This is a genomic window from Massilia endophytica (assembly GCF_021165955.1).
GTDB lineage: Bacteria > Pseudomonadota > Gammaproteobacteria > Burkholderiales > Burkholderiaceae_D > Rugamonas > Rugamonas endophytica.
The window spans coordinates 2,466,638-2,491,317 of sequence record NZ_CP088952.1 but is presented as its reverse complement, the minus strand read 5'-3'; the positions used below and the strand labels follow the sequence as shown (position 1 = coordinate 2,491,317).

30 protein-coding genes are annotated in these 24,680 nt (G+C 67.5%); 2 read left to right on the top strand and 28 right to left on the bottom strand.

What is annotated here, in order from left to right; genetic code table 11:
- Nucleotide 1: 1 nt before the first annotated feature.
- The 11 genes from flgL to flgB form a co-directional block, all read right to left on the bottom strand.
- Nucleotides 2-913 (bottom strand): flagellar hook-associated protein FlgL, encoded by a 912-nt coding sequence (gene flgL, locus LSQ66_RS11135; RefSeq protein ID WP_231769844.1) that lies wholly within the window; start codon nucleotides 911-913, stop codon nucleotides 2-4.
- A gap of 9 nt (nucleotides 914-922) precedes the next feature.
- Nucleotides 923-2,290: a flagellar hook-associated protein FlgK gene (gene flgK / locus LSQ66_RS11130; protein WP_231769843.1), complete on the bottom strand. Its 1,368-nt coding sequence runs from the start codon at nucleotides 2,288-2,290 to the stop codon at nucleotides 923-925.
- 78 nt (nucleotides 2,291-2,368) lie between these two features.
- Nucleotides 2,369-2,767, bottom strand: coding sequence for a rod-binding protein (locus tag LSQ66_RS11125; protein ID WP_231769842.1), 399 nt, complete (start codon nucleotides 2,765-2,767; stop codon nucleotides 2,369-2,371).
- A complete protein-coding gene (locus tag LSQ66_RS11120; protein ID WP_231769841.1) occupies nucleotides 2,767-3,876 on the bottom strand; it encodes a flagellar basal body P-ring protein FlgI in 1,110 nt (369 codons plus the stop codon). The genes LSQ66_RS11125 and LSQ66_RS11120 overlap by 1 nt, the downstream gene beginning before the upstream one ends.
- A 2-nt stretch (nucleotides 3,877-3,878) precedes the next feature.
- The gene (gene flgH, locus LSQ66_RS11115; protein ID WP_231769840.1) at nucleotides 3,879-4,538 is read right to left on the bottom strand and encodes a flagellar basal body L-ring protein FlgH; all 660 of its coding nucleotides are present in this window, start codon (nucleotides 4,536-4,538) and stop codon (nucleotides 3,879-3,881) included.
- Nucleotides 4,538-5,329: a flagellar basal-body rod protein FlgG gene (gene flgG, locus LSQ66_RS11110; protein WP_231769839.1), complete on the bottom strand. Its 792-nt coding sequence runs from the start codon at nucleotides 5,327-5,329 to the stop codon at nucleotides 4,538-4,540. Before flgG ends, flgH begins: the two co-directional genes overlap by 1 nt.
- Nucleotides 5,330-5,355: 26 nt before the next feature.
- Nucleotides 5,356-6,084, bottom strand: coding sequence for a flagellar basal-body rod protein FlgF (gene flgF, locus LSQ66_RS11105; protein ID WP_231769838.1), 729 nt, complete (start codon nucleotides 6,082-6,084; stop codon nucleotides 5,356-5,358).
- A gap of 12 nt (nucleotides 6,085-6,096) precedes the next feature.
- Complete coding sequence (locus LSQ66_RS11100; protein WP_231769837.1) at nucleotides 6,097-7,359, bottom strand: flagellar hook protein FlgE; 1,263 nt, start codon at nucleotides 7,357-7,359, stop codon at nucleotides 6,097-6,099.
- A 15-nt stretch (nucleotides 7,360-7,374) separates the two neighbouring features.
- Nucleotides 7,375-8,073, bottom strand: a complete 699-nt coding sequence (locus LSQ66_RS11095) for a flagellar hook capping FlgD N-terminal domain-containing protein (RefSeq protein ID WP_231769836.1) — start codon at nucleotides 8,071-8,073, stop codon at nucleotides 7,375-7,377.
- Between the two features lie 3 nt (nucleotides 8,074-8,076).
- Nucleotides 8,077-8,493, bottom strand: a complete 417-nt coding sequence (flgC, locus tag LSQ66_RS11090) for a flagellar basal body rod protein FlgC (protein WP_231769835.1) — start codon at nucleotides 8,491-8,493, stop codon at nucleotides 8,077-8,079.
- Nucleotides 8,494-8,505: 12 nt separating this feature from the next.
- Complete coding sequence (gene flgB, locus LSQ66_RS11085; protein ID WP_231769834.1) at nucleotides 8,506-8,868, bottom strand: flagellar basal body rod protein FlgB; 363 nt, start codon at nucleotides 8,866-8,868, stop codon at nucleotides 8,506-8,508.
- A gap of 218 nt (nucleotides 8,869-9,086) precedes the next feature.
- Between flgB and flgA the strand changes: the two genes are divergently transcribed.
- The gene (flgA, locus tag LSQ66_RS11080; protein WP_231769833.1) at nucleotides 9,087-9,707 is read left to right on the top strand and encodes a flagellar basal body P-ring formation chaperone FlgA; all 621 of its coding nucleotides are present in this window, start codon (nucleotides 9,087-9,089) and stop codon (nucleotides 9,705-9,707) included.
- Here flgA and LSQ66_RS11075 read toward each other — a convergent pair.
- The 17 genes from LSQ66_RS11075 to LSQ66_RS10995 form a co-directional block, all read right to left on the bottom strand.
- Nucleotides 9,704-10,471, bottom strand: coding sequence for a glycoside hydrolase family 73 protein (locus LSQ66_RS11075; RefSeq protein WP_231769832.1), 768 nt, complete (start codon nucleotides 10,469-10,471; stop codon nucleotides 9,704-9,706). The genes flgA and LSQ66_RS11075 overlap by 4 nt on opposite strands.
- On the bottom strand, nucleotides 10,458-10,889 hold the full coding sequence (gene flgN / locus LSQ66_RS11070) for a flagellar export chaperone FlgN (protein WP_231769831.1): 432 nt from the start codon (nucleotides 10,887-10,889) through the stop codon (nucleotides 10,458-10,460). Before flgN ends, LSQ66_RS11075 begins: the two co-directional genes overlap by 14 nt.
- The gene (flgM, locus tag LSQ66_RS11065) at nucleotides 10,886-11,158 is read right to left on the bottom strand and encodes a flagellar biosynthesis anti-sigma factor FlgM (RefSeq protein ID WP_231769830.1); all 273 of its coding nucleotides are present in this window, start codon (nucleotides 11,156-11,158) and stop codon (nucleotides 10,886-10,888) included. Before flgM ends, flgN begins: the two co-directional genes overlap by 4 nt.
- A 36-nt stretch (nucleotides 11,159-11,194) precedes the next feature.
- Nucleotides 11,195-12,163, bottom strand: a complete 969-nt coding sequence (locus LSQ66_RS11060; RefSeq protein WP_231769829.1) for a flagellar motor protein MotB — start codon at nucleotides 12,161-12,163, stop codon at nucleotides 11,195-11,197.
- On the bottom strand, nucleotides 12,147-13,061 hold the full coding sequence (gene motA / locus LSQ66_RS11055; protein WP_231769828.1) for a flagellar motor stator protein MotA: 915 nt from the start codon (nucleotides 13,059-13,061) through the stop codon (nucleotides 12,147-12,149). The genes LSQ66_RS11060 and motA overlap by 17 nt, the downstream gene beginning before the upstream one ends.
- Nucleotides 13,062-13,100: 39 nt before the next feature.
- Nucleotides 13,101-13,832 carry a FliA/WhiG family RNA polymerase sigma factor gene (locus LSQ66_RS11050; RefSeq protein WP_231769827.1) on the bottom strand — a complete coding sequence of 244 codons (732 nt, stop codon included), beginning with the start codon at nucleotides 13,830-13,832 and terminating at the stop codon, nucleotides 13,101-13,103.
- 29 nt (nucleotides 13,833-13,861) lie between these two features.
- The gene (locus LSQ66_RS11045; RefSeq protein WP_231769826.1) at nucleotides 13,862-14,314 is read right to left on the bottom strand and encodes a flagellar basal body-associated FliL family protein; all 453 of its coding nucleotides are present in this window, start codon (nucleotides 14,312-14,314) and stop codon (nucleotides 13,862-13,864) included.
- 7 nt (nucleotides 14,315-14,321) lie between these two features.
- Entirely contained in the window at nucleotides 14,322-15,626 is a 1,305-nt protein-coding gene (locus LSQ66_RS11040) for a flagellar hook-length control protein FliK (protein ID WP_231769825.1), read from the bottom strand.
- Nucleotides 15,623-15,934, bottom strand: coding sequence for a hypothetical protein (locus LSQ66_RS11035; protein WP_231769824.1), 312 nt, complete (start codon nucleotides 15,932-15,934; stop codon nucleotides 15,623-15,625). The genes LSQ66_RS11040 and LSQ66_RS11035 overlap by 4 nt, the downstream gene beginning before the upstream one ends.
- Nucleotides 15,927-16,316: a flagellar export chaperone FliS gene (fliS, locus tag LSQ66_RS11030; RefSeq protein WP_231769823.1), complete on the bottom strand. Its 390-nt coding sequence runs from the start codon at nucleotides 16,314-16,316 to the stop codon at nucleotides 15,927-15,929. The genes LSQ66_RS11035 and fliS overlap by 8 nt, the downstream gene beginning before the upstream one ends.
- Nucleotides 16,317-16,337: 21 nt before the next feature.
- Nucleotides 16,338-17,711, bottom strand: coding sequence for a flagellar filament capping protein FliD (fliD, locus tag LSQ66_RS11025; RefSeq protein ID WP_231769822.1), 1,374 nt, complete (start codon nucleotides 17,709-17,711; stop codon nucleotides 16,338-16,340).
- Nucleotides 17,712-17,793: 82 nt separating this feature from the next.
- On the bottom strand, nucleotides 17,794-18,234 hold the full coding sequence (locus LSQ66_RS11020; protein ID WP_231769821.1) for a flagellar FliJ family protein: 441 nt from the start codon (nucleotides 18,232-18,234) through the stop codon (nucleotides 17,794-17,796).
- A complete protein-coding gene (gene fliI, locus LSQ66_RS11015; RefSeq protein WP_231769820.1) occupies nucleotides 18,231-19,541 on the bottom strand; it encodes a flagellar protein export ATPase FliI in 1,311 nt (436 codons plus the stop codon). The genes LSQ66_RS11020 and fliI overlap by 4 nt, the downstream gene beginning before the upstream one ends.
- Nucleotides 19,538-20,236 carry a flagellar assembly protein FliH gene (gene fliH, locus LSQ66_RS11010; protein WP_231769819.1) on the bottom strand — a complete coding sequence of 233 codons (699 nt, stop codon included), beginning with the start codon at nucleotides 20,234-20,236 and terminating at the stop codon, nucleotides 19,538-19,540. The genes fliI and fliH overlap by 4 nt, the downstream gene beginning before the upstream one ends.
- Complete coding sequence (locus LSQ66_RS11005) at nucleotides 20,233-21,267, bottom strand: flagellar motor switch protein FliG (protein ID WP_231769818.1); 1,035 nt, start codon at nucleotides 21,265-21,267, stop codon at nucleotides 20,233-20,235. The genes fliH and LSQ66_RS11005 overlap by 4 nt, the downstream gene beginning before the upstream one ends.
- Nucleotides 21,254-23,047: a flagellar basal-body MS-ring/collar protein FliF gene (gene fliF, locus LSQ66_RS11000; RefSeq protein ID WP_231769817.1), complete on the bottom strand. Its 1,794-nt coding sequence runs from the start codon at nucleotides 23,045-23,047 to the stop codon at nucleotides 21,254-21,256. Before fliF ends, LSQ66_RS11005 begins: the two co-directional genes overlap by 14 nt.
- Nucleotides 23,048-23,077: 30 nt before the next feature.
- Entirely contained in the window at nucleotides 23,078-23,428 is a 351-nt protein-coding gene (locus LSQ66_RS10995) for a flagellar hook-basal body complex protein FliE (RefSeq protein ID WP_231769816.1), read from the bottom strand.
- A gap of 390 nt (nucleotides 23,429-23,818) precedes the next feature.
- Here LSQ66_RS10995 and LSQ66_RS10990 point away from each other — a divergent pair, with 390 nt between their 5' ends.
- On the top strand, nucleotides 23,819-24,679 hold the full coding sequence (locus LSQ66_RS10990) for a FliM/FliN family flagellar motor switch protein (protein WP_231769815.1): 861 nt from the start codon (nucleotides 23,819-23,821) through the stop codon (nucleotides 24,677-24,679).
- Nucleotide 24,680 lies beyond the last annotated feature (1 nt).

The window sequence follows — 24,680 nt, the reverse complement described above, 5'->3', positions numbered from 1 at the left end:
GTCAGATAACGTTAAACAGGGAAAGGCCGCTGATCTGGGCGTAGGACTTGTAGGTCGCTTGCAGGGCCAGATTATAACCATTCAGCTCGGTCGCGGCGACAGCGTAATCGAGCGCGCCGATATCGTGGATCGCGGTCTTGTTGGACAGGCTGACGTTGGCGTGGTTCTGCTCCAGGGTCTTGAGCACATTGCCGGCGCCGCCCAGGGTGGCGATCTTGCCCGAGATCAAGGCCATCGCGTCGTCGGTGGCGCGCAGGGCGTCGCCCAGCTGGCCGTGCAGCACCGGCTCGGCGCCCGTCGTGGTCGCGGCGGCCAGGCCTTCGATGGCGATGTCCAGGGAATTGAGGAACACCTCCAGGCCCGACACGTCCACATTGGCGTCCTGGGTCACGCCATTGCCCACCACCACCTCCTGCTTGTTGGTGTTGCCCTGGTAGGTGTAGCGCGAGCCCGCGGCGGCGGCGGGATCGAAGCCCATGGCGGCCAGATCCGTCTGGGTGCCGGAGAAGGCATAGTTGTTCTCCTGGTCGCGCTGGTTGGCCGTGTAGTAGATGCTGTCGCGCAGCGATACCAGGCTGTTGACCATGGCATGCAGGTCGTCCGCCGTGTTGCTGGTGTCCGGGGCCCAGACCAGCAGGTCGCGCGCCTCGTTCATGTCGGCCACCATGCTGTCGAGGAAGGCTTCGCTCTTGTTCAGGCGCACCTGGACGGCGGCGATATTGTCGATGTACTGGCTGACGATGGCCTCTTCGCGCTGCAGGCGGGACACGCGCACGTTGGCGATCGGGTCGTCCGAGGGCACGAGGATGCGGGTGCCGGACGCCATCTGCTGGGTCAGGCGGGCCAGCGGGTCCTGGTTCAGGGTCAGCGAACGGTTCATCGTCGCCGCGAATTGGATGGATGCGATACGCACGGTAGCTCCTTAGCCGAACATCGCCAGCGTGGCGTCGAACAGGTTGTTGGCCACGGCCAGCACTTTCATATTGGCCTGGTACATATTCTGGAACTCGACCAGGTTGACCGCTTCCTCGTCCTTGTTGACGGAGCTGGTCGAGGCCCAGTCGTCCTCCGCCTGCTGGCGGATGGTGGTGGCGGTCTTGACCAGGGCCTGGTTCTGCTGGCTTTCCACGGCCAGCTTGCCCACCAGCTGGGTATCCGCGTCGCCCAGGATCACGCTGCCCACGGAAGCCAGGTTGACGCTCTGGTTCTTCAGGTCCACCAGCAGCTGCAGGTTGCCGCTGTCGCCCGGCGTGCCGTCCGAGGAGAAGGCCAGGTCGGCCGTCGTAAAGCCGGCCACGACCGACATGATGCCGCCCGAGCCGCCGCCGTTGAACTGGAACAGGTCGCCGCCCGGCGCCGGGGGCGGGCCGATGGTGAAGCCCGCCGCGTGCTGGGTGTTGACCATGGTGGTGATCTGCTCGGCCAGGTCGAGCAGGGACTGCTGCAGGGGCAGCAGGGTGTCCTTCTCGAACTTGCCGATGCCGCCCAGCTGGCCGCCCATGCGCTTGTCGTCCAGCGTGAAGCTGGTGTTGCCGAAGTCGACCTTCAGGGAGGTGGTGCTGTCGATGCTCATCACGCCCGCGACGCCGCCGACCACCAGGGCCTGGCCCGTCTTCAGCGACACGGTGCGGGTGCCGTCGTCCTGCTCGATCACTTCCAGCGAGGCCAGCTTGGACAGCTCGTCGATGGCACGGTCGCGCTCGTCGACCAGGGCCGAGGTGTTGGTGCCCAGGGCCTGGGCGGCGGTGATGCGGTCGTTCAGCTTGGCGATCGTGGCGGTCAGGGTATTGAACTGGGGCACCACCGATTCGCGCTGCTGCACCACGGACAGCTGCTGGGTACGCGTCAGCTGGTAGATCGCGTTGATGTTCTCGGCCAGGGCATTGGCCGTATGCACCACCTGGCCGCGCAGCGGGGTGGAGGTGGGGTCGACGCCCACCGCGTTCATGGCCTTGAAGAAATTGTCCACGCCCACGCTGAGACCGGCCTGGGCGTCGCCCATCACCTGCTCGAGCTGGCTCAGGTAGGGCTGGGTCTGGCTATAGCTGGACAGGTCCGCGTTCGAGCGCCACAGCTGCTGGGTCTTGTAGGAATCGCTGTAACGCAGCAGGGCGCTCACCTTCACGCCGAAACCGGCGCCCGTCGTGCCCACGCCCGGCGCAATCGCGTTCAGGAGCACGCCCTGGCGGGTGTAGCCCTTGGTGTTCAGATTGGCAAGGTTCTGGCTGGTCGTGTTCAGCGAGGCCTGCGCCGCGATTGCGCCAGAGAGTGCGTTGTTAATAAGAGTCATGAGCGGTTCTTTCCTGGGTGCAACAGTCAGGCCATACTATTCCGTTAACGGTAATAGGCGACCGCCCGGGGCCGCTTATTAAGCGGTGGGCGGTTTTTTGTCCACGGCAGCGGGCAGCGGGTGGGCGGGCGCGGCCGGGGCTGCCGGGAGCAGCTGGCGCAGCAGCACGTCGGCCACGCCGAAGGCGCGCCGGTTCGCCAGCTGGTCGGCCACCAGGTTGTCGGCCATGTCCAGCATGTCGTCGTGCACCGAACTCTTGTTCGGGCTGTCGTCCGCCGCCAGGGTGCGCGTGCTGTCGCGCATCTTGTGCAGCATCTGGGCGATGAAGAAGCTCTCGAATTTCAGGGCCGCCTCGTTCGCCTTTTTGCGGTAGGCGGGGTCGACCGGATCGGCCGCGGCCGCCTTGATGGTCTCGTCCGCCCCCGCGTTGCTCGAGGGCAGGATGGACGGCGGCAGGGGGAGGAAGTCGCCGCTCATCAGATCACCACCAGTTCGCCTTCGATGGCGCCGGCCTGGTCCAGGGCCTGGAGGATGGCCATGATGTCGTCCGGCGTCGCGCCCAGGCTGTTGACCACGTCGATGATGGACTGCAGGCGGGCGCCGGCGGGCCACTTGAACATCTGGGCCGTGCCCTGGTCCACGCTCACCTGCGACTGCGGCGTCACCGTGGTCTGGCCCTGGCTGAAGGGAGCGGGCTGGCTCACCTTGGAGCTTTCCGAGATCACCACCTTCAGCGAGCCGTGGGTCACGGCGGCCGCCTTCACGCGCAGGCCGTCGGCGATCACCACGGTGCCGGTGCGGGAGTTGAACACCACTTTCGGGTTCTCCGCCGCCACCTCGATGGGCAGGGACTCCAGGCGGGCCATGAAGGCCACGCGCTGGGTGGGATTGTCCGGCGCCACGACGTCGACGCTGGTGCCGTCGGCGGTGGTGGCGATATTGCCGAACTTGCGGTTGATGCTGTCCACGATATTGGTGGCCGTGCCGAACTGGGGGTGCTTGAGCGAGAGGCGCACGGTCGGGTTGGTGGCGAAATCGGTGGGGATCTCGCGCTCGATGATGGCGCCGTTCGGAATGCGGCCCGCGGTCGGGGTGTTCACGGTGACGGAGGAGCCGCTCTTGCCGGAGGCGTTCAGGCCGCCCACCACCACATTGCCCTGGGCCAGGGCGTAGACTTCATTGTCCGCCGCGCGCAGCTCGGTCAGCAGCAGGGCGCCGCCGCGCAGGCTTTTCGCGTCGCCCAGGGAGGAGACCGTGACGTCGATGGGCTGGCCGCGCCGGTAGCCGGGCGGGAAGACGGCCGACACCATCACGGCCGCCACGTTCTTGGACTTGGCGTCCGCGCCGTCCGGCATCTTCACGCCGAACTGCTTGAGCATGTTGACGATGGACTGGCTGGCGAACTTGACCTGGGTCGAGTCGCCGCTGCCGTTCAGGCCCACCACCAGGCCGTAGCCCACCAGCGGGTTCTCGCGCACGCCTTCGACGGACACGAGGTTGCGCAGCGCCTGGGCGGCCGTGGCGGGCAGGGAAGCCAGCAGGGCGGCGGCGCACAGGGCGGCGGGAAGCAGGGTGCGGAATTTCATGGTCAGAAGGGCATCAGGGGGCCGAGGAAGAAGCGGGTCAGCCAGCCGGGCTGCTGGGCCTCGGCCAGGGTGCCCTGGGCCGAGTAGGCGATGCGCGCGTTGGCGATGCGCAGCGAGGATACCTGGTTGCTCGAATCGATGTCGGCCGGGCGCAGGAAGCCGCGCAGGCGCACGAATTCCTCGCCCTGGTTCAGGGTCAGGGCCTTTTCGCCCGCCACCCGCAGCAGGCCGTTGGGCAGCACTTCCTGCACGATGACGGTGATGGAGCCGGACAGGGCATTGGCCTGGGTGCTGCTCGAATCGCCCTCGAAGGAGCGCGAGGCCGACAGGTCGATGCCGCCCTTGTTGAAGGTCTTGCCCAGCAGGGAAGGCGGGGCCACGCCCAGGCTGGTGTCCTTGCTGGCCTTGGTGCCGGCGCTCTTGGAAGCCTGGGTGGTTTCCTGCAGAATGACGGTGACCACGTCGCCCACGCGGAAGGCGCGGCTGTCCGAGGTCAGCGACAGGCCGCCCTCGCGGAACACGCCGCCGCCCGCGGCGCGCGGGCTGGCGATGCGGGCCACCGCCGGCGGCTCGTCGATCGGGCCGGGGCGCACGGGCTCCGGCTTGAAGCTTGCGCAACCGGCCAGCAGCAGCGCGGCCATTGCGCTCAGTTGCGCTTTCATCAGCGTGCCGCCTGTGCCAGGTATTGCAGCATATTGTCCGCTGCCGACAGCACCTTGGTGTTCATCTCGTAGGTGCGCTGGGCGGCGATCATGTCCACCATCTCTTCCACCACCTGCACGTTCGAGCTTTCCAGGGCGCCCTGGCGCAGCTTGCCGAACTGGGCGTCGCCGGGGCGGCCTTCCGTGGGCGCGCCGCTGGAGGCCGTTTCCTGGAACAGGTTCTCGCCCAGGGCCTGCAGGCCGGCCGGGTTGATGAAGGTGGTCACGGTCAGCTGGCCCAGCTCGGTGGGCGCGGCATTGCCGGGAATGGTGGCCGACACGGTGCCGTTCTCGCCGATGGTGATGGCGGTGGCATTGGTGGGCACGGTGATCTGGGGCACCAGGGGCAGGCCCTGAGCGTTGATCAGCACGCCGTTCGAATCGAGGCCCAGCTGGCCGGCGCGGGTGTAGGCCGCTTCGCCGTTGGGGCGGCGCACCTGCAGGAAGCCGTTGCCGCTCACCATCACGTCGTACTGGCTGTTGGTGACCTGCACGCCGCCCGTGGTGTGCACTTTCTGGGTGCCCACCACATGGGTGCCGTTACCCAGCTGCACGCCGGTGGGCGCCAGGGTGTTGTTGTCGGCGCGCTGGGCGCCGGGCTGGCCTTCGACCGAGTAGAACAGGTCTTCGAAGACCACGCGGTCCTTCTTGTAGCCGACGGTGTTGGCATTGGCCAGGTTGTTGGCGATGGCCTGCAGCTTGGCGTCCTGCGCCTGCACGCCCGTCTTGCTGATCCACATTGCTGGATTCATGGCATTCTCCCGAATGGTTGTCTGGCTTAGCCGCCGATCAGGCGGTTGCCGGCGACGGTCATCTCGTCGCTGGCCTTGAACAGTTTCATCTGCACTTCAAAGGTGCGGTTCAGGCTCATGGTGGCGATCATTTCCTCGACCGCCGACACATTGCTGCCTTCCAGGTGGCCGGCGCGCACCGCGACGGTGGCGTCCGCGTTCAGGGGCTGGCCGCTGCGGGTCACGATCAGGCCCGCCTCGTTCTTGGTCAGCTCCGGGCCTTCCGCGCGCACCAGCTTGAGCTTGTCGATGGTCTGCATTTGGCCCAGGCCGCCCGGGCTCTGGATCGACACGGTGCCGTCGGTGCCGATCTCGATCTTGCTGTACTGGGGCAGGGTGATGGGGCCGCCTTCACCGAGCACGGCCATGCCGTTCACGGTCAGGGTGCCGTCCGCATCCAGGGTGAAGCCGCCGGCGCGGGTATAGGCCTCGCCGGTGGGGCCCTGCACCGCGAAATAGCCGGGTCCGGCGATGGCCACGTCCAGCTCGCGGCCGGTGGCCTTGAGGGTGCCTTGTTTGGTCGAGATCGCATTGGCCTGGAGGTTGGCCATGTGGCGGTCGTCGTAGCCGTAGCCGGGCACGGTCTGGGCGGCGGCCAGTTCCAGGTTGGCACGGAAACCGTTGGTGTCCATGTTCGCCAGGTTGTTGGCGTGCACCTGCTGGCCGCGCAGGGCCCGCTCGGCCCCGCTCATTGCTGTGTAGATCAGCGCATCCATCGCGGCTCAGCCTTACATCGCCTGCATCAGCGACTGCAGCATCTGGTTCTCGGTGGTGATGACCTTCGAGTTCGCCTGGTAGTTGCGCTGCGAGGTCATGAGGCCCACCAGCTCGGCCGTGATGTCCACGTTCGAGCCTTCCAGGGTGGTGGCGGACAGGGTGCCGGCCAGGCCTACGCCCGGTTCGGAGAAGTTCGGCGTGCCCGCGGCGCTGGTGGCGATCCAGCTGGTGTTGTCGGTCGAGGTCAGTGCCTCCTCGTTCGAGAAGGTGGCCAGTGCCACGATGCCCACGCGCTGGCGCTGGCCGTTGGAGTACTTGGCGATCACGCCGCCGTCGTCCTGCAGTTCCACGCCCACATAGGCGCCGGCGGAATAGCCGTCGGCTTCATTGGTGGAGGTCACCGCGTCGCCAGCCTGGTAGGTGGTACCGGTGTAGTCGACGTCGAACACCAAGTTCAGTGCCCCTTGCGCGCTCAGGTCGATGGTGATCGGATTCTTCAATTCCTGCGGTGCTGGCGGCGCCGGGTAGGCGATCTGGCCGTCTGTACCAAAGGTGATATCGATGGGGCTGGGCAGGGCGGCGTCCAAGACAGAGATATCAGTGCCGTCGAAGGCAGTATAGACCCGGACTTGGGTGGCACTGAGAGCCCTGAAATACTGGGTTACTGAGTGCTGGGTTCCGCGCGAGTCGTAGACCAGCGAGGTTTTGGTCATGTTATACGAGTCTGGAGTGGGCACGACCGGAATAGTTGGGTCGGTCACGACATCTGGCAGGTCGAAAGTGGCGGTGGGTGGAATCCAGTCCTTCGACAGATTCGCGGTGAATTTGACATTCGTAGTCGGGCTAGCATCGATCAGGCCGGTCCGAATCTTGAGGTCGCCCAGCGGACCGGGGACGGTGCTCGGCGGCGTGATGCTGTAGCCCTGCACCTTGCGACCGTTGGCGTCGACCACCATGTCATTGACGTCCTTGTTGAAAATGCCGACGCGGGTGTAGTTGACCTGGCCCGTGCCGTCCTTCACGGCGAAGAAGCCGCGGCCGTTGATGGAGGCGTCCATGGTGCGGCCAGTGTTCAGGATGCCGCCGTTCAGGCCGATGCTCTGGGTCATGGAGGTGACCTGGGTGCCGACCGGCGTCGTGCCCGCGTACATCGCGGAGAAATTGGCGCGGCTGGACTTGAAGCCGTAGGTGTTGGCGTTGGCGATGTTGTTGGAGATGGTGTCCAGCTGTTCGTTGATGGCCTGGATGCCGGACAGCGCGATATCGAAACTCATGGTGTATTCCTTTCCTTATTGAGCGGAAGACGTTGCGCCGGCAGCGGCGACAGTGGAAGTAGTGGCAGCTTTGCCGTTGAATGCGGTAATGGCGGCGGGCGAAACCTCGCCCACGTTGGCGACGTTCAGCACGATGGCCCCACCCGCGCCCAGGCGCACGCTGTTCAGGCGGCCCGAGATGTCGACCGGCGGTTCCTCGCCCGTGCTGGTGACCACCTTCATCTTGTAGGTGCCGGGCGGCAGGCCCAGCGCCGTCGGATCGAGGGCGAAGGCCACGGCCCCCGCCGACTTCGACCCAAGCTCGATATTGTGTTCGACGCCGTTGACGCCGGTCAGCACCAGGGTGGTCTTGGTGCTGGAGGCGCCCAGCACGACTTCGCCCTTGACCTTGGTGTCGCCCAGCTGCACCTGGTCCACATTGGCCATCACGTCCGAGCCGACCTGGGCGCCCATGGCCAGCACCTGCATGCTCTGCAGCACGCTGGCGTTCGAGCTGGTCAGGTTGGCCAGGTTCTGCAGGGCCTCCGTCTGGGACAGCTGGGTCAGCTGCTGGACGAAGCTCTCCGGCTTGGCCGGATCGGTCGGGTCCTGGTTCTTGATCTGGGCCACCAGCAGCTTGGTGAACATGTCCTGCGTGGCGTTGGCGCCGTTCTGCAGGGGATTGGTGTTGTTGGCGGCGGCGGCCGCGCTATTGGTGAAGAGATTGGTTTCCATGGCTTAGCCTTCTCCCAGCTTCAGCAGGGACTGCTGCATGCCACGGATGCGGCCCAGCACTTCCACGTTGGTTTCGAAGGCGCGCGAGGCGGACATCATGTCCGTCATCTCGGCCACCTGGTTCACGTTGGGGTAGAACACGATGCCCTCGGCATTGGCCAGGGGATTGTCCGGTTCGTAGACGCGGCGCAGCGGCTCGGCGCTCTCGACCACGTCAAGCACCTGCACGCGGCCGCCGGCGGCCGGGTCCAGGCCCTCGTTCATCACGGCCGCAAACACGGGCTTGCGGGCGCGGTAGGTTTCGTTCTCGCTGCCGGCGACGGAGTCGGCATTGGCCAGGTTGGAGGCGACCGTGTTCAGACGCACGGTCTGGGCCGCCATCGCCGAGCCGGCGATCTGGGATATGTCCTTGAAGCTCATGGGCTACCTCGCTTATTGGCCGTTGATGGCCTTGGCCAGACCGCGCAGCTTCATGTTCACGAAGGTGAGGCTGGTCTGGAAATCGGTTGCGTTCTGCGAAAAGGCGGCCTGCTCGACGCCGATCTCGACGGTGTTGCCGTCGGCGGTCGGGTGGTAGGGCACGCGGTATAGCGGCGACGAGTCGCCGTCCAGTGGCAGTTCACCGTTCGCTTCGGCCTGCAGGCGCGCCATGGAGGCCGCGAAGTCGATATCCTGCGCCTGGAAGCCCGGCGTATTTTCGTTGGCGATATTGGAAGCGAGGATGCGGGTGCGTTCGGCGCGCAGTTGCAGTGCATCCGCATGCAGGCCGGTAGCGTCCTTGAAATTGATTCCCATAATTTTCCCCAGTTTTGTAAGCTGCGATTGCTCCGCCGAGCTTGCCCGTGTGAAAATGAGGCCCGAGCGCTCCCCAGCGAGAAACCGCCGCACTCACCATAGTAAAGGTATTGCCCATGTTCAACAACCCCCCTGTGTGCTACTTTCTGGCATTTTTGGCGTTCGGCGCAACAGCCGGTGTCCAAGCCGCCACACCGGGCCCCGGGGTTATTGCTGCTGTGCAACAAGCTGCAAAAGAGCAACTCGCACGGCAGGCTGAAACGGCCGGCTGGCTGGAGCCGTCCTTCGAGGTGGAAGTGGTGCGCACCAGCCGTCCCCTGGCCCCCTGCGCGCAGGCGATCCGGGTGGAGGCGGCCGACGTGCGCAACCCGGCCCGCATGCGCTTCGTGGCCGTCTGCCCGGACCAGGGGGGCTGGCGGTACGACTTTGTCACGCGCAACAAGATCTCGGCCAAGGTGGCCGTGGCGGCGGCCGACGTGCCGGCCGGGAAGCTGCTGGCGCCGGGCGACCTGTTGCTCGAGCGCCACGACATCAGCGGCATGCCCGACACCTTCTCCGACCTGGGCGCCGTGCAGGAAATGTCGGCCCGGCGCAGCCTGCGCGCGGGCGACGTGCTGCGCCAGAACATGCTGGTGGCGCCGCCCCTGGTCAAGCGGGGCGAGCCGGTGCGCATTGTGGCGAAGCGGGACCAGATCGAGGTGAGCATGTCGGGCGAGGCGCTGGATACGGGCGCACGGGGCGCCGTGGTACGGGTGAAGAATGCAAGCGGGGTCACGATCCGCGCCCGCGTCACGGAGCAGGGCACGGTGGAGCCGGCGGAACTGCCGGCCGCGAATTAATTGGACATGGACGAGATGCGGCGGGCCACGCTGGCCAGCTTGGCCGCGTAGCCGGGATCGGTGGCATAGCCGCCCTGAGCCAGGCCGCGGGCGAAGGCGTGGGCGTCGCTGCCCGCATTCAAGGCCTTGTGGTAGCGGGGATTGTCGGCCAGCAGGCTGGCATAGTCGCGGAAGGCGCTCGCCTGGTCCGGATAGCTGCGGAAGCGCTCCACCTTGTGCAGGGCCACGCCGCCTTCGTATTCCGTGGTGGCGGCGGCGGCCACACCCCCCTGCCACTGGCTGCCCGCTTTCACGCCGAAGAGATTATTGCTGTCCACGCCGCCCTGGCGCAGGGGGCGCTGGCCCCAGCCCGACTCCAGGGCCGCATGGGCGGCCACCAGTTCGGGCGCCACGCCCAGTTTCGCGCCCGCTTCCTCCGCATAGGGGCGGATCGAGGCGAGGAACTGCTGCTGCAGGCTGGTATCGGCGCCCTCGGCCGCTTCCTCCGCCGGCGCCGTGCCGCCGATCGCCGCCGCGCCGCTCAGGCGGGCGCGCAGGGCGGCGCCGTCGGCCGTCAGGCCGCTGGCGGGGGCGTCCAGACCGGGAGCGGGGCTGCCGGTCTGGATGAAGGCGGCCACGTCGGACTGCACGGCCAGGAAGGTGGAGGAGAAGCGCGCGCCGCCGCTGCCGCCGAAGGCGGCGGGCAGGGCGGGGCGCGCCGCCGTCATATTGGAAACGGTGGCGGCGGTCGGCGCCGTGGGCAGGGTGAAATCAGGCCGGCTCATAGATCTGGTCTTCGCCGTGCAGCACGCGCTGCATGATGGTGAACTGGTCGGCCAGCAGGTCGGCATTGCGGCGGCTGCGCTGCTTGGCCTCCACCACCATGCCCTCCAGCGCCTGCCAGTCCGCTTCAGCGCGCGCCTTCGCTTCCGGGCGCAGCAGGGCGAACACGGCGTCCATGCCGGAACCTGCGCCCTGCAGGGCGCCCACGAGTTCCACGCGGCGGGCGCGCCGGGCTTCCAGCTCGGCGGCCAGGGCGCCGATGGCCTCGGCGATCCGGCCCAGCTCGTCGAGCTTGTGGCCGATGGCCGCGCGCAGCTGCTGTTCCAGCAGCTCCAGCAGGGCGCCATAGGCCTTCTGGTCGTCGGCAATGCCCTGCAGCAGCTGTTTCATGGCTTCCGGGCGGGCCAGGGAATGGCTCACTTCTCGCTCCCGTGGAAACGCTGGATCAGGCCGGCCAGCTTGCCCGCATTGAAGGGCAGTTCGCCCTTGGCCAGGGCGTCGCGCAGCTCGGCCACGCGGGCGTGGTCGATATCGGGCATATCCTTCATGGCCTGCAGGGCTGGCTGCATCACGGCCGACTGCAGGGCTTCCTGGGGCGCGGCGGCGGGCGCGCGCGGCGCCTCGGCCGGGGCGGCGTCCGTGACGGTCTGCACCACCACTCCGCCCGGCGTTCCGGTAATGATTCTCATGCGTTGCCCCCTTGCCTTGGTTTCAATGCTCATGCCTTACCTCTTTGGCGCGAGCGTGTTGCGCAGTTGCTGCAGGACGCCGGCGTCCGGCACCTGGGCGTCGATATCCTTGCCCAGCTCGGCGGTGTTCTCGCCCGGCATGCCGAACATGGCCTTGATCGCATCGGCCTGGCCTGTGGTCAGGATCAGCAGCTCGATGCGGCGGTTCTCCGAGGCGGCAGCATTCTTCAGGTTGAGCGGCGCCCGGTCGGCCATGCCCACCACCTGCAGCACGCTCTCCGCAGGCATTGTACCAAGCAGGAGCTGGGCGCGCGCGGCCATCGCACGATTGGACGACAGGTTCCAGTTGGAAAACGCGAAATAGCTGGTGTCGGCGTACTGGGCCGAGTCGGTGTGGCCGACGATGAGCATCTGGTTTTCCATCTGGGCGAACAGGGGCCCCATCTTCTTGAGCAGGGTGGCGAAGCGGCCCGTGGGCACGGCGCTGCCGCGCACAAACATGCCCTGCTTGTCCGTGTCATGCAGCATGACGCGCAGGCCGTAGGGCGTGATCACCGATTCCAGGTTGTTGGCCAGCCCGGCGTCCTTGCTCATTTCGGCCAGGGCGTCGGCCAGCTTCTTCAGGTCTTCCGGGCTCTGGTAGTTGACCTTGGCGGGCTGGGGATTGGCCGGCTCGTTGCTCTTGCCTTCGCCCTGCACGTCGGCGTAGCCGGTGCGGGGCATGGGGAAGCGCTCGATCAGGCTGCCGCGCGGGCCGCCCACCTGCTGCGGCATCACGCCCTTGCCCTGGTCGGTGCGGTTGCCGTCCGATTCGGTCAGCACCTGCTCCAGCGATTCGGTATTGCGCGCGGCCATCAGCCAGAGCACGAGGAACAGGCACATCAGCGCCAGGCAGAAGTCGGCGAAGGCTACCTTCCAGGCGCCGCCGTGCTCGTCGTGCTTGTGCTTGCCGCCCCCGCGCTTGACGATGGTCTCGCCGTGGCCCTTGTCATGCGGCTTTAGCACGGCTGCCTCCACGACGCGACGTATCGGGCTCGCTGTTGCGGCCTTCCATGGCATTGATCCAGCCCTCGAGCTGGGCGAAGCTTGGCTTGATGTTCAGCTGCACCAGGCGGCGGCCGGCGTCGATGGCCAGCAGGGGCGGCTTGCCCGCCACGTGGGTCACCAGCACCACCTTCACGCATTCCAGGGTGGAGGCTTCCTCGCCCACCAGGATCTTCATCATGTTCGAGATGGGGTCCAGCACGCCGTAGCAGAAGAAGATGCCGATGAAGGTGCCCACCATGGCCGCGCCCACGTGCTCGGCGATCTCGCCCGAGGTGGCGCCCTCGTTCACGGTGCCCATGGTAATCACGATGCCCAGCACGGCGGCCAGGATGCCGAAGCCGGGCATGGCTTCGGCGATCTTGTTGAGCGACTTGGCAGGCTGGGTCAGCTCTTCATGGATGGCTTCCAGTTCCTGCTCCAGCACGCCTTCCAGCTCGTGGGCGTTGATCTTGCCCATGGCCATCAGGCGGAAGTTGTCGACGATGAAGGCGAGCAGCTTGGGCTCTTCCAGCACGGCCGGATAGCGCTTGAACAGGGGGCTGTCCTTGGGCGCCTCGACGTGGGCGTCCAGGGCCTTCAGGCCGCCGGCGGCCAGCTGCAGCAGCTCGTACATGAGCAGCAGGAGCTGGCGCTGGAATTCGGAATCGTACTTCTTGCGGAAGAGGATCTTCTTGAACTGGGTGGTCATCTCGTGCAGCACGTGGGACGGATTGCCCAGCACGATGGCGCCGAAGCCGGCGCCGGCGATCACGATCAGCTCCATGGGCTGCCAGATGGCGTGGAAGGACCCGCCCATCATGGCGTAGCCGCCAAAGATACTGCCCAGAACGATCACAATGCCGACTAATTGCTGCATGATTTTACCCTTTGGTTTTTATATTGGCTGCGTCCGCGCTCAGGACGTCAGCACCGCTTTCATCTTGCCCAGCGCTGCCTTGTTGAGCTGGCATACCCGGGCGTCGGTCAGGTCCAGCACCGCCGCGATTTCCTTGTAGCTCAGCTCGAATTCGTAATACATCTGCACCACGCGCTGCTCGCGCTCGTTCAGCCCGTTCAGGGCCTGCTCCAGGCTGCGCCGCACCATGAGGGCCTCTTCCGGGCCGGGGGCGCTGCCGTTGTCGGCCGTGAGGTCGTGCAGCACCTCGTCGAAACTGGCGATCAGCTCGGCGTTCTCGTCCAGCTGGTAGGCCATGTATTCCTCGGGCGTGATGCCCAGGCCGGCGATGGTTTCCTGCTCGTTCGGTTCGCGCCCCAGCTTGCGCGTCAGCTCGCGCACGGCATCGCGCAGCTTGTGGCTCTGCTGGCGCACGGCGCGCGGGCGCCAGTCCTGGCGCCGCAGCTCGTCGAGGATGGCGCCGCGCACGCGCAGGCTCGCATAGCTGCCGAAGGCCGCATCCGGCGCGCCATAGCGGCGCAGGGCCTCGAGCAGGCCCATGAGCCCGATCTGCTCCATGTCGTCGCGGTCGATGGCGCCCGCCACCTGGGAATTGAGCTGGCGCACGATGCGCTTGACCAGGGGCGCATACGCCACCAGGTGGCGCTGCTCCTCGGCCGGGCTGAGCGGCGACGCGGCGCTCTCGCCGTAGCCCTCCGTGTAGGCTTCTGCCACCTGTTCTGCGTATCCCATGCTGGCCTCGCTGTGCGGTGCTTTCGGCATCACTCCAGGATCAGTTTCCCGATCAGCACTTCCTTGAACGGGCGCTCGCGCGCTTCGCGCGCATAGGTCTCGTCGAAGGCCTTGTTGAGCTCTTCGGCATACTGGTCGATGGTCATGGACTCGGCCTTGGACATCGGGTAGGCCGAGAGGGTGCGCACGGCCACGCTGCGCAGCATGGGCAGGTGCTCCTTGGTTTCCTTTTCCTTCTCCACGGGGGTGGCGACCACCAGGTCGGCCGACATGTAGTGGGGCGCGTTCTCGCCGGGCGAGCGGCGCAGCATGACGATGACCTTATCCACCGTCAGGTATTTCATGGGCTTGGCTTCTTCGACCGGGGCGGCCTTCTTGCCCGCCGCCGTGGCGGGCTTGGCGATATACCACAGGGCGCCGCCCGCCGCCGCCGCGCCCAGCAGGGCCACGGACGCGAGCACGATCACCAGTTTCTTATTCATCTACAAATTACTCCCGCTCGGTGAGCATGGCAAAGGTGGAATGGGAATCGGCGCCGTCGGACAGGGCGCGGCCCGGGCCGCGCTCCTGCTGTTCGCGCTCCTGGCGGCCGCTGCCGCCGCCGTCGGCCAGGCCGCGGCCCGCGCCGGAGGACACGGTCACGGCCACGTCGCCGTACTGGCGCTGCGACAGGTCCTGGCGCACGCTGTCGCCGATCTGGTTCAGCTGGCGCAGCACTTCGCTGTGGCTGGCCGAGATGTTGACCTGCAGGCTGCCCGCGCTGTGGCGGATCGAGATCTCGACCGTGCCCATATTCGGCGGCTCCAGGCGGATCACGGCCTGGTCGTTGTTGCGCTGGAGCTGCAGCTGCAGGCGCTCGCCCAGGGCGGCGCGCAGGGGCTGCTGCCACTGTTCGGGGCTGCCGCCCAGGGTCACGGGGGCGTCGGCGGCCTGGGGCAGGGCGGTATTGCCTGCCATCAGGGTGCGGAAGGCCGGCGTGGCCTGGCCGTCGGCGCTGCCGCCTTCGTGGCCGCCCTGTTTGGCCGCAGCGGCCAGCACCGGGCTGTCCGCGCTGGCGGCCGTGGCGGTGCCGGCAGGCGCCGTCTGGCCCGCCGGTGCTGCGTTGCCGCGCTGCGGCTGGGCGGGCTGGGCGGTGCGGGGCGCGCTGGAACCGGGCACGGGAGCGGCAGGGCGCTGGGCTGCCAAGGGGGCGGCGGCGGCCGGTGCAGGCGCTGCCGCCGCCGCCGGGGCGGGGGCGGATTCGTCGGCGGGAGCTTGCTCCTGGGTCACCTGCGCGGCGGCGCGGGCGGCCGGTGCGGCGCCCGCGGAAGGCAGCGGGGCAGCGGGTGCCGGAGCGGCTGCTGCCGGGACCGGCGCTTGGGCCAGCGCCGCGTTGGCGGCCGGGGCCGCAAGCGGCGCGGCGGGCGGCGCGGCGGCGGCCACGGCCTGCACGGCGTCCTCCGCCGGGGCGGCGGCGCCGGCCGGGGCTGCCGGAACGGCAGGGGCGGCGGCCACGGGCAGAGGCAGGCCGGCCAGGGGCGGCATCATCGCGGCCAGGGCGGCAGCGCCGTCGCCGCTGGCGGGCTGGCCGGTGCTGTCCTCATCGGCAGGCAGGCTGTCCGCAGGCGCTTCGGCAGCGGCCTCGGCGCCCTGGGGCGCCAGGGCGGCCAGGTCCAGCAGCTGCGCGAACAGGGGCAGGCCTGCGGGCTGCTCGGCCGTGGCGGCGGCCGGGGTTTCGGCCGGGGCCGCGAAACCGGGCAGCAGCGTGCCGTCGGCGGCGGGAACGCTGGGGGTGGCGGGCAGGGTCATCATCATGCTTCGTTATCGGCCAATTCGTTGTCGAGGGCGTAGGCGATCCAGCCCGTCTTGTGGTTCTGCATATATTCCAGCTGCTTGCCCAGTTCGGCGCTGGCCTCGCCCACGCGCTGCACGGCGGCGCGGTGCTGCTGGCGCAGCGCGATCAGGGCGGCCTTCTCGCCGGGCGTCCACCGTCCCTGCGCCGCCATGGCGGGCAGGGAGGAGGCCATGAGGGTGTTCAGGGCGGCCAGCTCGTTCCAGTCGCCGGCGGCCGTGGCGGCGCTCATGCGGTTCACCATCTGCAGCAGCTGCGCTTGCCTATCCATGCTTGGCCTGTACCCCGAGCCAGCCCTGCTTGATGGTGGCCAGCAGGCCCGTCACCTCGTCGATGATGGCCGGGTCGAGGTCGACGCCCGCGCGGTAGAGGCGCGCCACGCAGTAGTCGTACAGGCGGCCCAGGTTGGCCACCACCTCGCCGCCGTTGTCGAAGTCCAGGGAGCTCGACAGGCCGTTGAGGATCTGGGTGCACTTGTCCAGGCTCAGCGCCTTCTGCTCGTAGCGCTTGCCCACGATATGGCCGCGGGCGCGCGCCAGCTCCTCGAGCAGGCCGTCGGTCAGCACCAGCACCAGCTCGACCGGAGAGGCCCGGGCGGTCTGGGCGTCCAGATTGGTCGCGTGGTAGCTGCTGTAGGCGTCTTGATTCATCATTGGGTTACCGTTGGGTGAAGCTTATTTGTCCTTGCTGAACAGCGCGTCGAAGATGCTCGTGTTGCTGTTCATCTGGTTCTGCAGGGTCTGCAGGCGGGTAAACTGGTCGAGATAGCGCGCGTAGGCGGTGTCGTACTGGAAGTTCAGGCGCTCCTGGCGCTGGCTCAGGGTCTTCTGCACGCGTTCGTTGCCGTCCTTGCGCACGCCGATCTGGCCGTCCACGGAATTGGTCCAGGTCTTGATCAGGCCGTCCAGGTCGCCCAGCACGCCGGACGGCGAGCTCAGGCTGTTGTTGCCGAACAGCGTGTCGAGGCCGCCCGGGCTGGTGGCCATCGCCTTTTCCAGGCGGCTCGAATTCAGGGCCAGGGTGCCGTCGCGCTGGGCCGTGATGCCGAAGGTCACCAGGCTCTGGGTGCCGATGGTCTTGCGCAGCAGGGTCTGCATGCGGCCCAGCAGGGCATTGATGCCCGCGTCGCCGGAGAAGACGGCGGCGGCCTTGTTGGCGGCCGGGTCGCCGTGGTCGGTGATGGTCTTGATCACGCCCACCATCTTGTTCCAGGCATCGACGAAGCCCTGCACGTTGGCGGCCGTGCCGCTCTTGTCGTTGGCCACCGTCAGGACGGTATCCACGCCCGCCTTGGTGAAGGTCATCTTCACGCCGTCCACCGTGGCGAAGGTGTTCGAACCCTGGGTGATCTGGGTGCCCGTGCCCTGGGCGCCCACCCACATGATGGCGTCCTGCGGGGCGACCAGCTGCTGCTGCGCGCTGGGGTCGAGCGCGCCCTGCAGCTCGCCGCTGAGATTGCTCAGGTCGATGGAGGCGAAGGCCTTGTCCGTGCCGCTCTCCACGCTGCTCAGCACCAGGCTGGTGGTGCCGTTGATGGTCATGGTCGAGGCCGTGATCATGGACTTGTTGTCGGCGGCGGTATTGATGGCCGCGGCGATCTCCTTGGGGCTGAGCAGGGTGTCGCCGTCCTTGTCCGCGCTGTCCAGGTCGACGACGAAGCTGTCGCCGTTGGCCAGGTAGATCGTCATGTTGCCCGCGCCGGCGGCCGTGGCGTCGCCCATGCCGTTGTAGGCCACCTGGCCGGCCGTGGCCAACTGCTCGACATAGAAATTGTAGGTGCCCGCCACAGCCGTCGCGTCCGCCGTCGCCGTGCCCGCGTCGCCGCTCAGGGCGGCGGTGTTGGCCACCACGGACTTGCGGCTGGTCATGGCCGACATCGCGCTCTGGAAGGTGCTGAGGGCCGAATTGAGGTCGGTCAGGGCCTTGTTGGTCGCATTGGCGAGCTGGGTCTGGGCCGTGATCTGGGCCTGGCGGTCCTGCACCAGCAGCGTGGCCAGCTGGGTAGCGGTGGTTTTCGGATCGTAAGTCGGGACGGAAGAGGTGGCCATTTTCGTGCTCCGTGGAAATTAAATGAGAGTGTACCCTGCTATAAGGCGACCGCAGAAGGCTCTCTATGAAATTTCTGTCGTTTCAGCCCTGTTTTTGACTGCGCAACCACAGTTGCGTTGCCAGATCGTCATGTTGCTTGCGTTCCTGGGCATTTTTCTCGCCCGCCACCACGGCCTGCTTCTTTTCCAGGACCTGGCCCAGGACTTCGCGCTTGGCCCAGGCCGCGTTCAGGGCGCGCTGGGACACGGCCATGTCGGCCTCGTGCATGGTGAGGTCGAGGCGGTGGCTGTCGGCCATGGCCAGCACGGCCTGCTTGTAGTCGCCGCAGTTGGAGGCCAGGGCCATGGGCAGCTTGCCGCTGGCCCCGCTGTTCACGGCCAGCTGGTTCAGGCGCTCCAGGTTCTTGCGGTAGCGCTCGGCCATCGCCTCCTTGGCCGCCTGGGCCGCCTGCAGCTTCTCCAGCTCCGTCGTGCGCAGGGCCACCAGGGTGGACAGGTTGCGGATCAGGTTGTCGTTGCTCATGCCACCAGCCTTTCAAGCTGTTCCACGCACGGGGTGAAGGGGGCGGCCTCCTTCGTGCCCTGGCACAGGAATTCCTCGATGTGGGGATGCAGGTTGACGGCCTTGTCCGTCACGGGATCGGCCCCCGGCACATAGGCGCCCAAGGGAATCAGGTCGCGCACCCGCTCGTAGCGGGCCATGGCGGCCTTCAGGGCGCGCGCGGCCAGCATGTGCTCGCGGGCGATGATGCTGTTCATGCAGCGGCTGATGGAGGCGCTTACATTGATGGCCGGGTAGTGGCCCCGCTCGGCCAGCTCGCGCGAGAGCACGATATGCCCGTCCAGGATGGCGCGCGCCGTGTCCACCACCGGGTCCTGCTGGTCGTCGCCCTCGGCCAGCACGGTGTAGATGGCGCTCATGCTGCCCTGGGGGTTCTCGCCGTTGCCGGCCGATTCCACCAGCTGCGGTAGGTTGGAGAAGACGGAGGGCGGGTAGCCCTTGGTGGCGGGCGGCTCGCCCAGGGCCAGCGCCACTTCGCGCAGGGCCATGGCGTAGCGGGTCAGGGAGTCCACCAGCAGCAGCACGTTCTTGCCCTGGTCGCGGTAGTGGGCCGCGATCGAGTGGCACAGCTCGGTGGCCATGATGCGCATCAGGGGCGACTCGTCGGCCGGGGCGATCACCAGCACGGCCTTGCGCAGGCCCTCGGGGCCGAGGGACATGTCGACGAATTCGCGCACCTCGCGCGAGCGCTCGCCGATCAGGCCCACCACCACCACGTCGGCCACGGTCTGGCGCGTGATGAGGCCCAGCAGCACGGACTTGCCGACGCCGGAGCCGGCCATGAGGCCCACGCGCTGGCCCTTGCCGAGCGTGAGCATGGAATTGATGGCGCGCACGCCCACGTCCAGCGGCTCGGACACGGGCTTCTTGCGCAGGGGATGCACGCGCGGCGGCTGGGTTTCCAGGGGCGTGTCGCCGCCCAGCTTGCCCAGCCCGTCGATGGGCTCGCCCAGGCCGTTGACCATGCGCCCCAGCCAGCCGGGGCCGATCTGCAGGCTGGCCTTGTCCGGCATGGGCAGCACGCGCGCGCCGGTGGACAGGCCGCTGGCCTTCTTGAAGGGCATGAGGTAGGCCGTGCGGTCGCGGAAGCCCACCATCTGGGCCTCCAGCCATTCGCCGTTCACGGTCTCGATCTGGGCCCGCTGGCCCGTGTGCAGGGTGCAGCCCACCGCTTCCAGCAGCAGGCCCGAGGCGCCCACCAGCCGCCCCGTGGGGGTGGCCAGCGGCACCTCGTCGAGTTCCAGCTTGCGCAGGGCGTCGGCGATCATTCTTCGCTTTCGGTCTCGGGTTCCACGTCGGCAGCGGCGAGCTGCTGGTCAACCTGCTCCATGACGGCCGTCAGGCGCTGGTGGCAGCCGGCGTCGACTTCGCTGTCGCCGGCGCGGATGCGGATCTCGCCCGGCTCCATGCGGGCGTCGCCGATCAGGTTCCAGCGCTTGGCGCGGCGCGGATCGAGCTCGGTGATCTTCTTCAGTTCTTCCGGATTGAGGAAGACATCGATTTCCTCGCGGGTGGGCGGCATGGAGGCGAGGGTCTCGTCCACCAGGGCCATGATCTGCACCGGCTGCAGGGCCAGCTCGGCCCGGATCACCTGGCGCGCCACCTTGGCCACCAGGTCCACCACTTCCTTGCGCTGGGCGGCGCGGTAGTCGGCGCGCAGCTTGCGCAGGCTGCGCAGCATCGCGTCCACGGGCCGGGCCAGCTGGTCGAAGTTGACCAGGTTCTCCTGGCGGCCTTCCTCGCGGCCCTGCTCGAAGCCCGCCTGGCGGCCGGCCTCGAAGCCGTCCTCCTGGCCGCGCTGCAGGCCGATCTCGTAGCCGTCGCGCTGGCCCTGCTCGAAGCCTTCGCTGATCGAGGCCTGCCACTGGGCGGCATCGCCCGCGCTGTGGCCGTTGCGCCCGGCCGTGGGCGGCGGGGCGAACTGCGACAGGGGCGGGAAGCGGTAGGGGCGGAACTGCTTCATTCGACCACCGTTTCGGCGAACAGCTGCACTTCCACTTCCTGGGAGTCGGACAGGGCCTTGACGGTCTGCATGATCTCCTGGCGCGCCTGGTCGATGCGCGACATGGGCACGGGGCCGGCGCGGCGCATCATGTCCTCGAAGGCCTGGGCCTGGCGCTTCGGCATGGTGCGCAGCACCGCCTCGCGGATGACCAGGTCGGCGCCCTTGAGGGCGATGGCCCAGGTCTCGAGCGGCACTTCCTCGATGATGCGGGTGAGCGCCTGTTCGGTCTGGTTAGCCAGGATCAGGAAGTCGTACATCGACAGCTCGATCTGCTCCACCACTTCCGGATCGTGGGCGCGCAGGAGCTCGACGATCTGGGCGCGGTTGCCCGGCAGGCGGTTCAGGATCTCGGCCACCTGGCGCACGCCTTCCACGCTGGTGCTCTGCATGTCGAAGGAGGCCAGGCAGCGGTCCACCAGCTCGTCCAGTTCGCCCAGCAGGTCGTAATCGATTTCGTCCAGGCGCGCCAGGCTCAGCAGCACGAGGTCGCGGCTGTCCGGGGGCAGGGCGTCCAGGATCTGGCCGGCCAGGGTGGGCGGCAGGAAGGCCAGGAACACGGCCTGCATGCGCACGTGCTCGTTGGCGATGTATTCGGCCAGCCACTTGGGCGAGGCCCACTGCAGGCGCGCCATCTTCGGGCGCAGCTCGTCGCCGTAGATGCTGTTGAGCACGGTGTTGGCGATGTCGTTGCCCAGGGCCAGGTCCAGCGAGCGCTTCAGGTAGGCGCGCGAGGCGCCGTGCACGCCCGACTGCTGGCGGTAGTCGTCGAAGAAGGTCTGCACCGCTTCCTTCACGGCCTCGACCTTGATGCCGCTCATGCGCGACATGACCTGGGTCACCTCCAGCAGCTCCTCGCGCGACAGGCAGCGCAGCACGGCCGCCGCCTGTTCTTCGCCGATGGAGAGCAGCACGATGGCTGCCTGCTCGACCGGGGTCAGGCTGGGAGTGTGCGGTTCGTCCAGGTCATCCAGTTGTTTAAGCTCGGCCATGTTTCTGCATCCATTGTTTGACGACTTCGGCGACGCGTTCCGGTTCCTTCTCGGCCAGCGTCTTCAGATGGTCCACCATCACGTCCACCGGCGATCCGGCAGGCGGCAGGTCGTAGTTTTCCAGCAGCGGCACCACCGGCATGCCGCCGCCGTTCAGTTCGGAGCCCGCCGGCAGGCCGGCGGCCACGGTGCCCGCGCCCACGGCGATGCCCGCGCCTTCCGGCAGGCCCAGGGCGGTGGCGGTGGCGCCGCCCGGCAGCATGCCGCCCGCCACGCCCGCCACGTCGGTGGCGCCGGCGCGCACGCCGCCGCCGCGGGCGCCGCCGGCGATCAGCGGGCCGGCCGGCGGCGCCGGCGGCGCCACGCGGGCCGTGACCAGCTTGAGCAGCGGACGGGCCAGCAGCAGGTAGGCCAGCAGGGCGGCCACGGCGTAGCCGGCCCAGGTGCTCATGTCGACCACGTTGTCGCGCTCCTGCCACCAGGGCACGGCCGCGGCCTTGGCCGGGAAGTTCATGGCCGTCACCACCAGGGTGTCGCCGCGCTCGGCATTGATGCCCAGGCCGTTGCGCAGCACCTTGTCGATATTGGCCAGTTCGGCAGCGGTCCAGCCCGTTTTCGGGAAGGGCGCGGCGGCCTGCGCCAGCACCACGGCCACGTTCTGGTGTTCCAGGCGGCCGCGGGCGCGCTTGGTCTGGGTGATGCTGCGGTCATAGGCGTACTGGCGGGTGGTGGCGTTCTTGCGCGCCGTGCCGTCCGTCGGGTTGGGCACGGGCTGGCCGTCGGCGCCCGTGGCCGGGGCCGGCTGGGCGGCGGGCGGGCGGTTCGACAGGGTGCCGGGCACGCCCATGGCCACGCGGTTGCGGTCCTGCTCTTCGCGCATGGCTTCGCTCGTCACCTTCGGGGCTTCGCCGTACTTCTCGACCGTTTCCTCGACCTTGTCGTTGTCCACGAAGGCCGTCACGCTCAGGCGGAAGTTCTCTTCGCCCACGATGGGGCCCAGCAGGCCGCGGATATTGCCCTTGATTTCGTCCTGCAGGCGCTTCTGGTTGTCGTTGGTGGCGGCCGAGGAATCGAAGCCGTCCGTCAGGTCCACGTGGGAGGAGAGCAGGTTGCCCGCCTGGTCCACCAGGCTCACGCGCGAGGGCGCCAGGGAAGCCACGCTGCCCGACACCATGTTGACGATGGCGGCGATGTGTTCCGGCGCCAGGTTGCGGCCCGGCTTGGTGGAGATCACCACCGAGGCGGAAGACTTCTCGCCGTCGCTGGACACGAAGGAGGTGGACTTGGCGATCGACAGGTGCACGCGCGCCGTGGCGATGGCGTCCAGGGTCATGATGCTTTGCGCCAGCTCGCCTTCCAGGCCGCGGCGGAAGCGCACGTCCTGCACGAACTGGGACACGCCCAGGGGATCGTTCTTGTCCATGAGCTCCAGGCCGGCGGGCAGCTGGGCCGTCACACCCTTGGAGGCGAGCAGCATGCGCACGCGGCCCAGCTCCTCTTCCGGCACCAGGACCTGGCCCGTTTCCGGGTGCACGCGGTAGGGCACCTTCTCGGCGTCGAGCACGTTCATCATGTCGGCCACGGCCACTTTCTCGCGGGCGCCGAACACGGGCTTGTAGCCCGACTGGTCTTTCCAGAGGAACATCAGGACCATGGCGGTGATGCCGATGGCCAGGAGCAGCATGGGATACAGGTTCTTCAGCAAGGCAGGCGGCAGGGCCGGCACCGCATTGGGGCCACTACGCCAGCGCCCATAGGCGGACTTGATGGTGTTCAGCACGTCGGATCTTTCGTGGAAAACGACAGGGACTTACAGCGGGAGTTTGATCAGGTCTTCGACAGCGCCCATGACCTTGTTGCGGACTTGCATCAGCATCTGGAAGGACAGGCTCGCTTCCTGGCTGGCCAGCATGGCGCCGACCAGGTCATCGCTGCGGCCGGCGTCGACGTCGGCCATCTTGTCGGCGGCCGCCTGGTCGGCTGCATTCACGCCCTGGAAGGCGTTGTGCATCGATTGCGCGAAGGAAGGGTTATTCGTTTGCGCGCCGGCGCCGAATTGCGCGGCGGGCGCGATGCTGGCCGCATGCTGGGCCAGGCCGGAGGCGGCATTGTTGAGTGCCGCGAGGTCCGCCTTGATCATACCGGCGAGTTCATTAGCCATGTGCCATCTCCACTTGCAAAGCTTGGTCTCACATCGTTCGGTTTGCGTCCTCCGCCGCCAGCGCTGCAGCGGAGTTCCGCAAGTCGGAAAAATTTCTGCCAGTGTGTTGCGTTTTGGACCGATTCATCGGCAGCGGCGTGATATTTGATCCACGTCTTTTATATTCGAGTAAGAAACAATGCGCTGCAAAGGTTCTGTGGCATGAGCTCTAGCACGCCAAGTTCAAGCTTACCCTCTGGCAACTAGGCTGTAAAGAGGTATTTGGGAATGGGGGCAATAGTTGGTATTGTTGCGTGGCAATATGGATGAATTTCAGGTATTCTACACTCCCAAAGCGTCCTGCGCCGCGCAGATTGGGATAGGATTATTGGTGCAGACGAAGCGAAAAAAATGACCAACACACAGACCCAATACCAAGTGCTGGACCCGTGCCTGCTGGGGCGCCCCGTGCACCGGCTGCCGCAGTTCGCAGCCCAGCTGCGCGAAGACCTGATGCAGGCCATGCGCCTGCCCATGCACCGCCGCTACTGGGCCGCCTTCCACGTGGGAGAAGTGGCCTTCTCGCGCCTGCAGGGCCGCGAGGAGAGCCTGCGCTGGCTGCACTTTTCCGCCCCCGGCGGCAGCATCGCCTTCGCCCTGGAGCGCAAGGTGCTGCTGGCCGTCCTCAACTACCGTTACGGCCGCGGCAAGGGCAGCCTGGCTGTGGCGGACGAGTCACAGATCAAGGTCACGGCCACGGAAGAGCGCCTGGCTGTGGTGCTGGGACAACAGCTGGCCGCCACCCTGGCCGGCCGCATCGAACTGAACCTGCCAGCGGAGAACAAGCCCGCGGGCGGGGAGGGCGGCGAAGAGATCCGCCCGGCTGCCGGCTCCCATCCGCCCAAGGGCACCTGGGTGGTCACCGTCACGGTGGGCGAGAGCGGCGGCGGCATGCAGGGCCGCATCTTCCTGGCCCTGGACAAACAACTGATCGGCGACGTGCTGCACGGGCTGCTGCCCGAGCGCGACGCCGGACGCAAGGCCGCCAAGCCCGCCGGGCCCCTGGCGGCCCGGCTGCAGGTGGGCCTGAACGGCCGCCTGGTGAGCAAGGAGATCTCCCTCGGCGCTTTGTTCGACATGCGCGTGGGCGATGTCATCCCGATCAGCCTGAACAGAGCAGAAGTCATGCTCGAGGATTCCCGCCTCTTTTCCGCCGCGGTGACCGAGCATAAAGGCAAACTCTGCTTAACCTCCTTTGAAGATATCGAGTAAT

What these genes read in the sequence shown, in the direction of transcription:
- LSQ66_RS10990 (WP_231769815.1), top strand. Translation starts at nt 23,819, where the DNA reads ATGACCAACACACAGACCCAATACCAAGTGCTGGACCCGTGCCTGCTG.
- LSQ66_RS11035 (WP_231769824.1), bottom strand. Translation starts at nt 15,934, where the DNA reads ATGGATAGGCAAGCGCAGCTGCTGCAGATGGTGAACCGCATGAGCGCC.
- LSQ66_RS11075 (WP_231769832.1), bottom strand. Translation starts at nt 10,471, where the DNA reads ATGAGCCGGCCTGATTTCACCCTGCCCACGGCGCCGACCGCCGCCACC.
- LSQ66_RS11120 (WP_231769841.1), bottom strand. Translation starts at nt 3,876, where the DNA reads ATGAAATTCCGCACCCTGCTTCCCGCCGCCCTGTGCGCCGCCGCCCTG.
- flgH (WP_231769840.1), bottom strand. Translation starts at nt 4,538, where the DNA reads ATGAAAGCGCAACTGAGCGCAATGGCCGCGCTGCTGCTGGCCGGTTGC.
- motA (WP_231769828.1), bottom strand. Translation starts at nt 13,061, where the DNA reads ATGCAGCAATTAGTCGGCATTGTGATCGTTCTGGGCAGTATCTTTGGC.
- fliI (WP_231769820.1), bottom strand. Translation starts at nt 19,541, where the DNA reads ATGATCGCCGACGCCCTGCGCAAGCTGGAACTCGACGAGGTGCCGCTG.
- LSQ66_RS11125 (WP_231769842.1), bottom strand. Translation starts at nt 2,767, where the DNA reads ATGAGCGGCGACTTCCTCCCCCTGCCGCCGTCCATCCTGCCCTCGAGC.
- flgF (WP_231769838.1), bottom strand. Translation starts at nt 6,084, where the DNA reads ATGGATGCGCTGATCTACACAGCAATGAGCGGGGCCGAGCGGGCCCTG.
- flgM (WP_231769830.1), bottom strand. Translation starts at nt 11,158, where the DNA reads ATGAGAATCATTACCGGAACGCCGGGCGGAGTGGTGGTGCAGACCGTC.
- LSQ66_RS10995 (WP_231769816.1), bottom strand. Translation starts at nt 23,428, where the DNA reads ATGGCTAATGAACTCGCCGGTATGATCAAGGCGGACCTCGCGGCACTC.
- LSQ66_RS11100 (WP_231769837.1), bottom strand. Translation starts at nt 7,359, where the DNA reads ATGAGTTTCGATATCGCGCTGTCCGGCATCCAGGCCATCAACGAACAG.
- LSQ66_RS11045 (WP_231769826.1), bottom strand. Translation starts at nt 14,314, where the DNA reads ATGAATAAGAAACTGGTGATCGTGCTCGCGTCCGTGGCCCTGCTGGGC.
- fliD (WP_231769822.1), bottom strand. Translation starts at nt 17,711, where the DNA reads ATGGCCACCTCTTCCGTCCCGACTTACGATCCGAAAACCACCGCTACC.
- LSQ66_RS11050 (WP_231769827.1), bottom strand. Translation starts at nt 13,832, where the DNA reads ATGGGATACGCAGAACAGGTGGCAGAAGCCTACACGGAGGGCTACGGC.
- flgB (WP_231769834.1), bottom strand. Translation starts at nt 8,868, where the DNA reads ATGGGAATCAATTTCAAGGACGCTACCGGCCTGCATGCGGATGCACTG.
- fliS (WP_231769823.1), bottom strand. Translation starts at nt 16,316, where the DNA reads ATGATGAATCAAGACGCCTACAGCAGCTACCACGCGACCAATCTGGAC.
- flgC (WP_231769835.1), bottom strand. Translation starts at nt 8,493, where the DNA reads ATGAGCTTCAAGGACATATCCCAGATCGCCGGCTCGGCGATGGCGGCC.
- fliH (WP_231769819.1), bottom strand. Translation starts at nt 20,236, where the DNA reads ATGAAGCAGTTCCGCCCCTACCGCTTCCCGCCCCTGTCGCAGTTCGCC.
- LSQ66_RS11040 (WP_231769825.1), bottom strand. Translation starts at nt 15,626, where the DNA reads ATGATGATGACCCTGCCCGCCACCCCCAGCGTTCCCGCCGCCGACGGC.
- LSQ66_RS11095 (WP_231769836.1), bottom strand. Translation starts at nt 8,073, where the DNA reads ATGGAAACCAATCTCTTCACCAATAGCGCGGCCGCCGCCGCCAACAAC.
- LSQ66_RS11020 (WP_231769821.1), bottom strand. Translation starts at nt 18,234, where the DNA reads ATGAGCAACGACAACCTGATCCGCAACCTGTCCACCCTGGTGGCCCTG.
- flgK (WP_231769843.1), bottom strand. Translation starts at nt 2,290, where the DNA reads ATGACTCTTATTAACAACGCACTCTCTGGCGCAATCGCGGCGCAGGCC.
- LSQ66_RS11005 (WP_231769818.1), bottom strand. Translation starts at nt 21,267, where the DNA reads ATGGCCGAGCTTAAACAACTGGATGACCTGGACGAACCGCACACTCCC.
- flgG (WP_231769839.1), bottom strand. Translation starts at nt 5,329, where the DNA reads ATGAATCCAGCAATGTGGATCAGCAAGACGGGCGTGCAGGCGCAGGAC.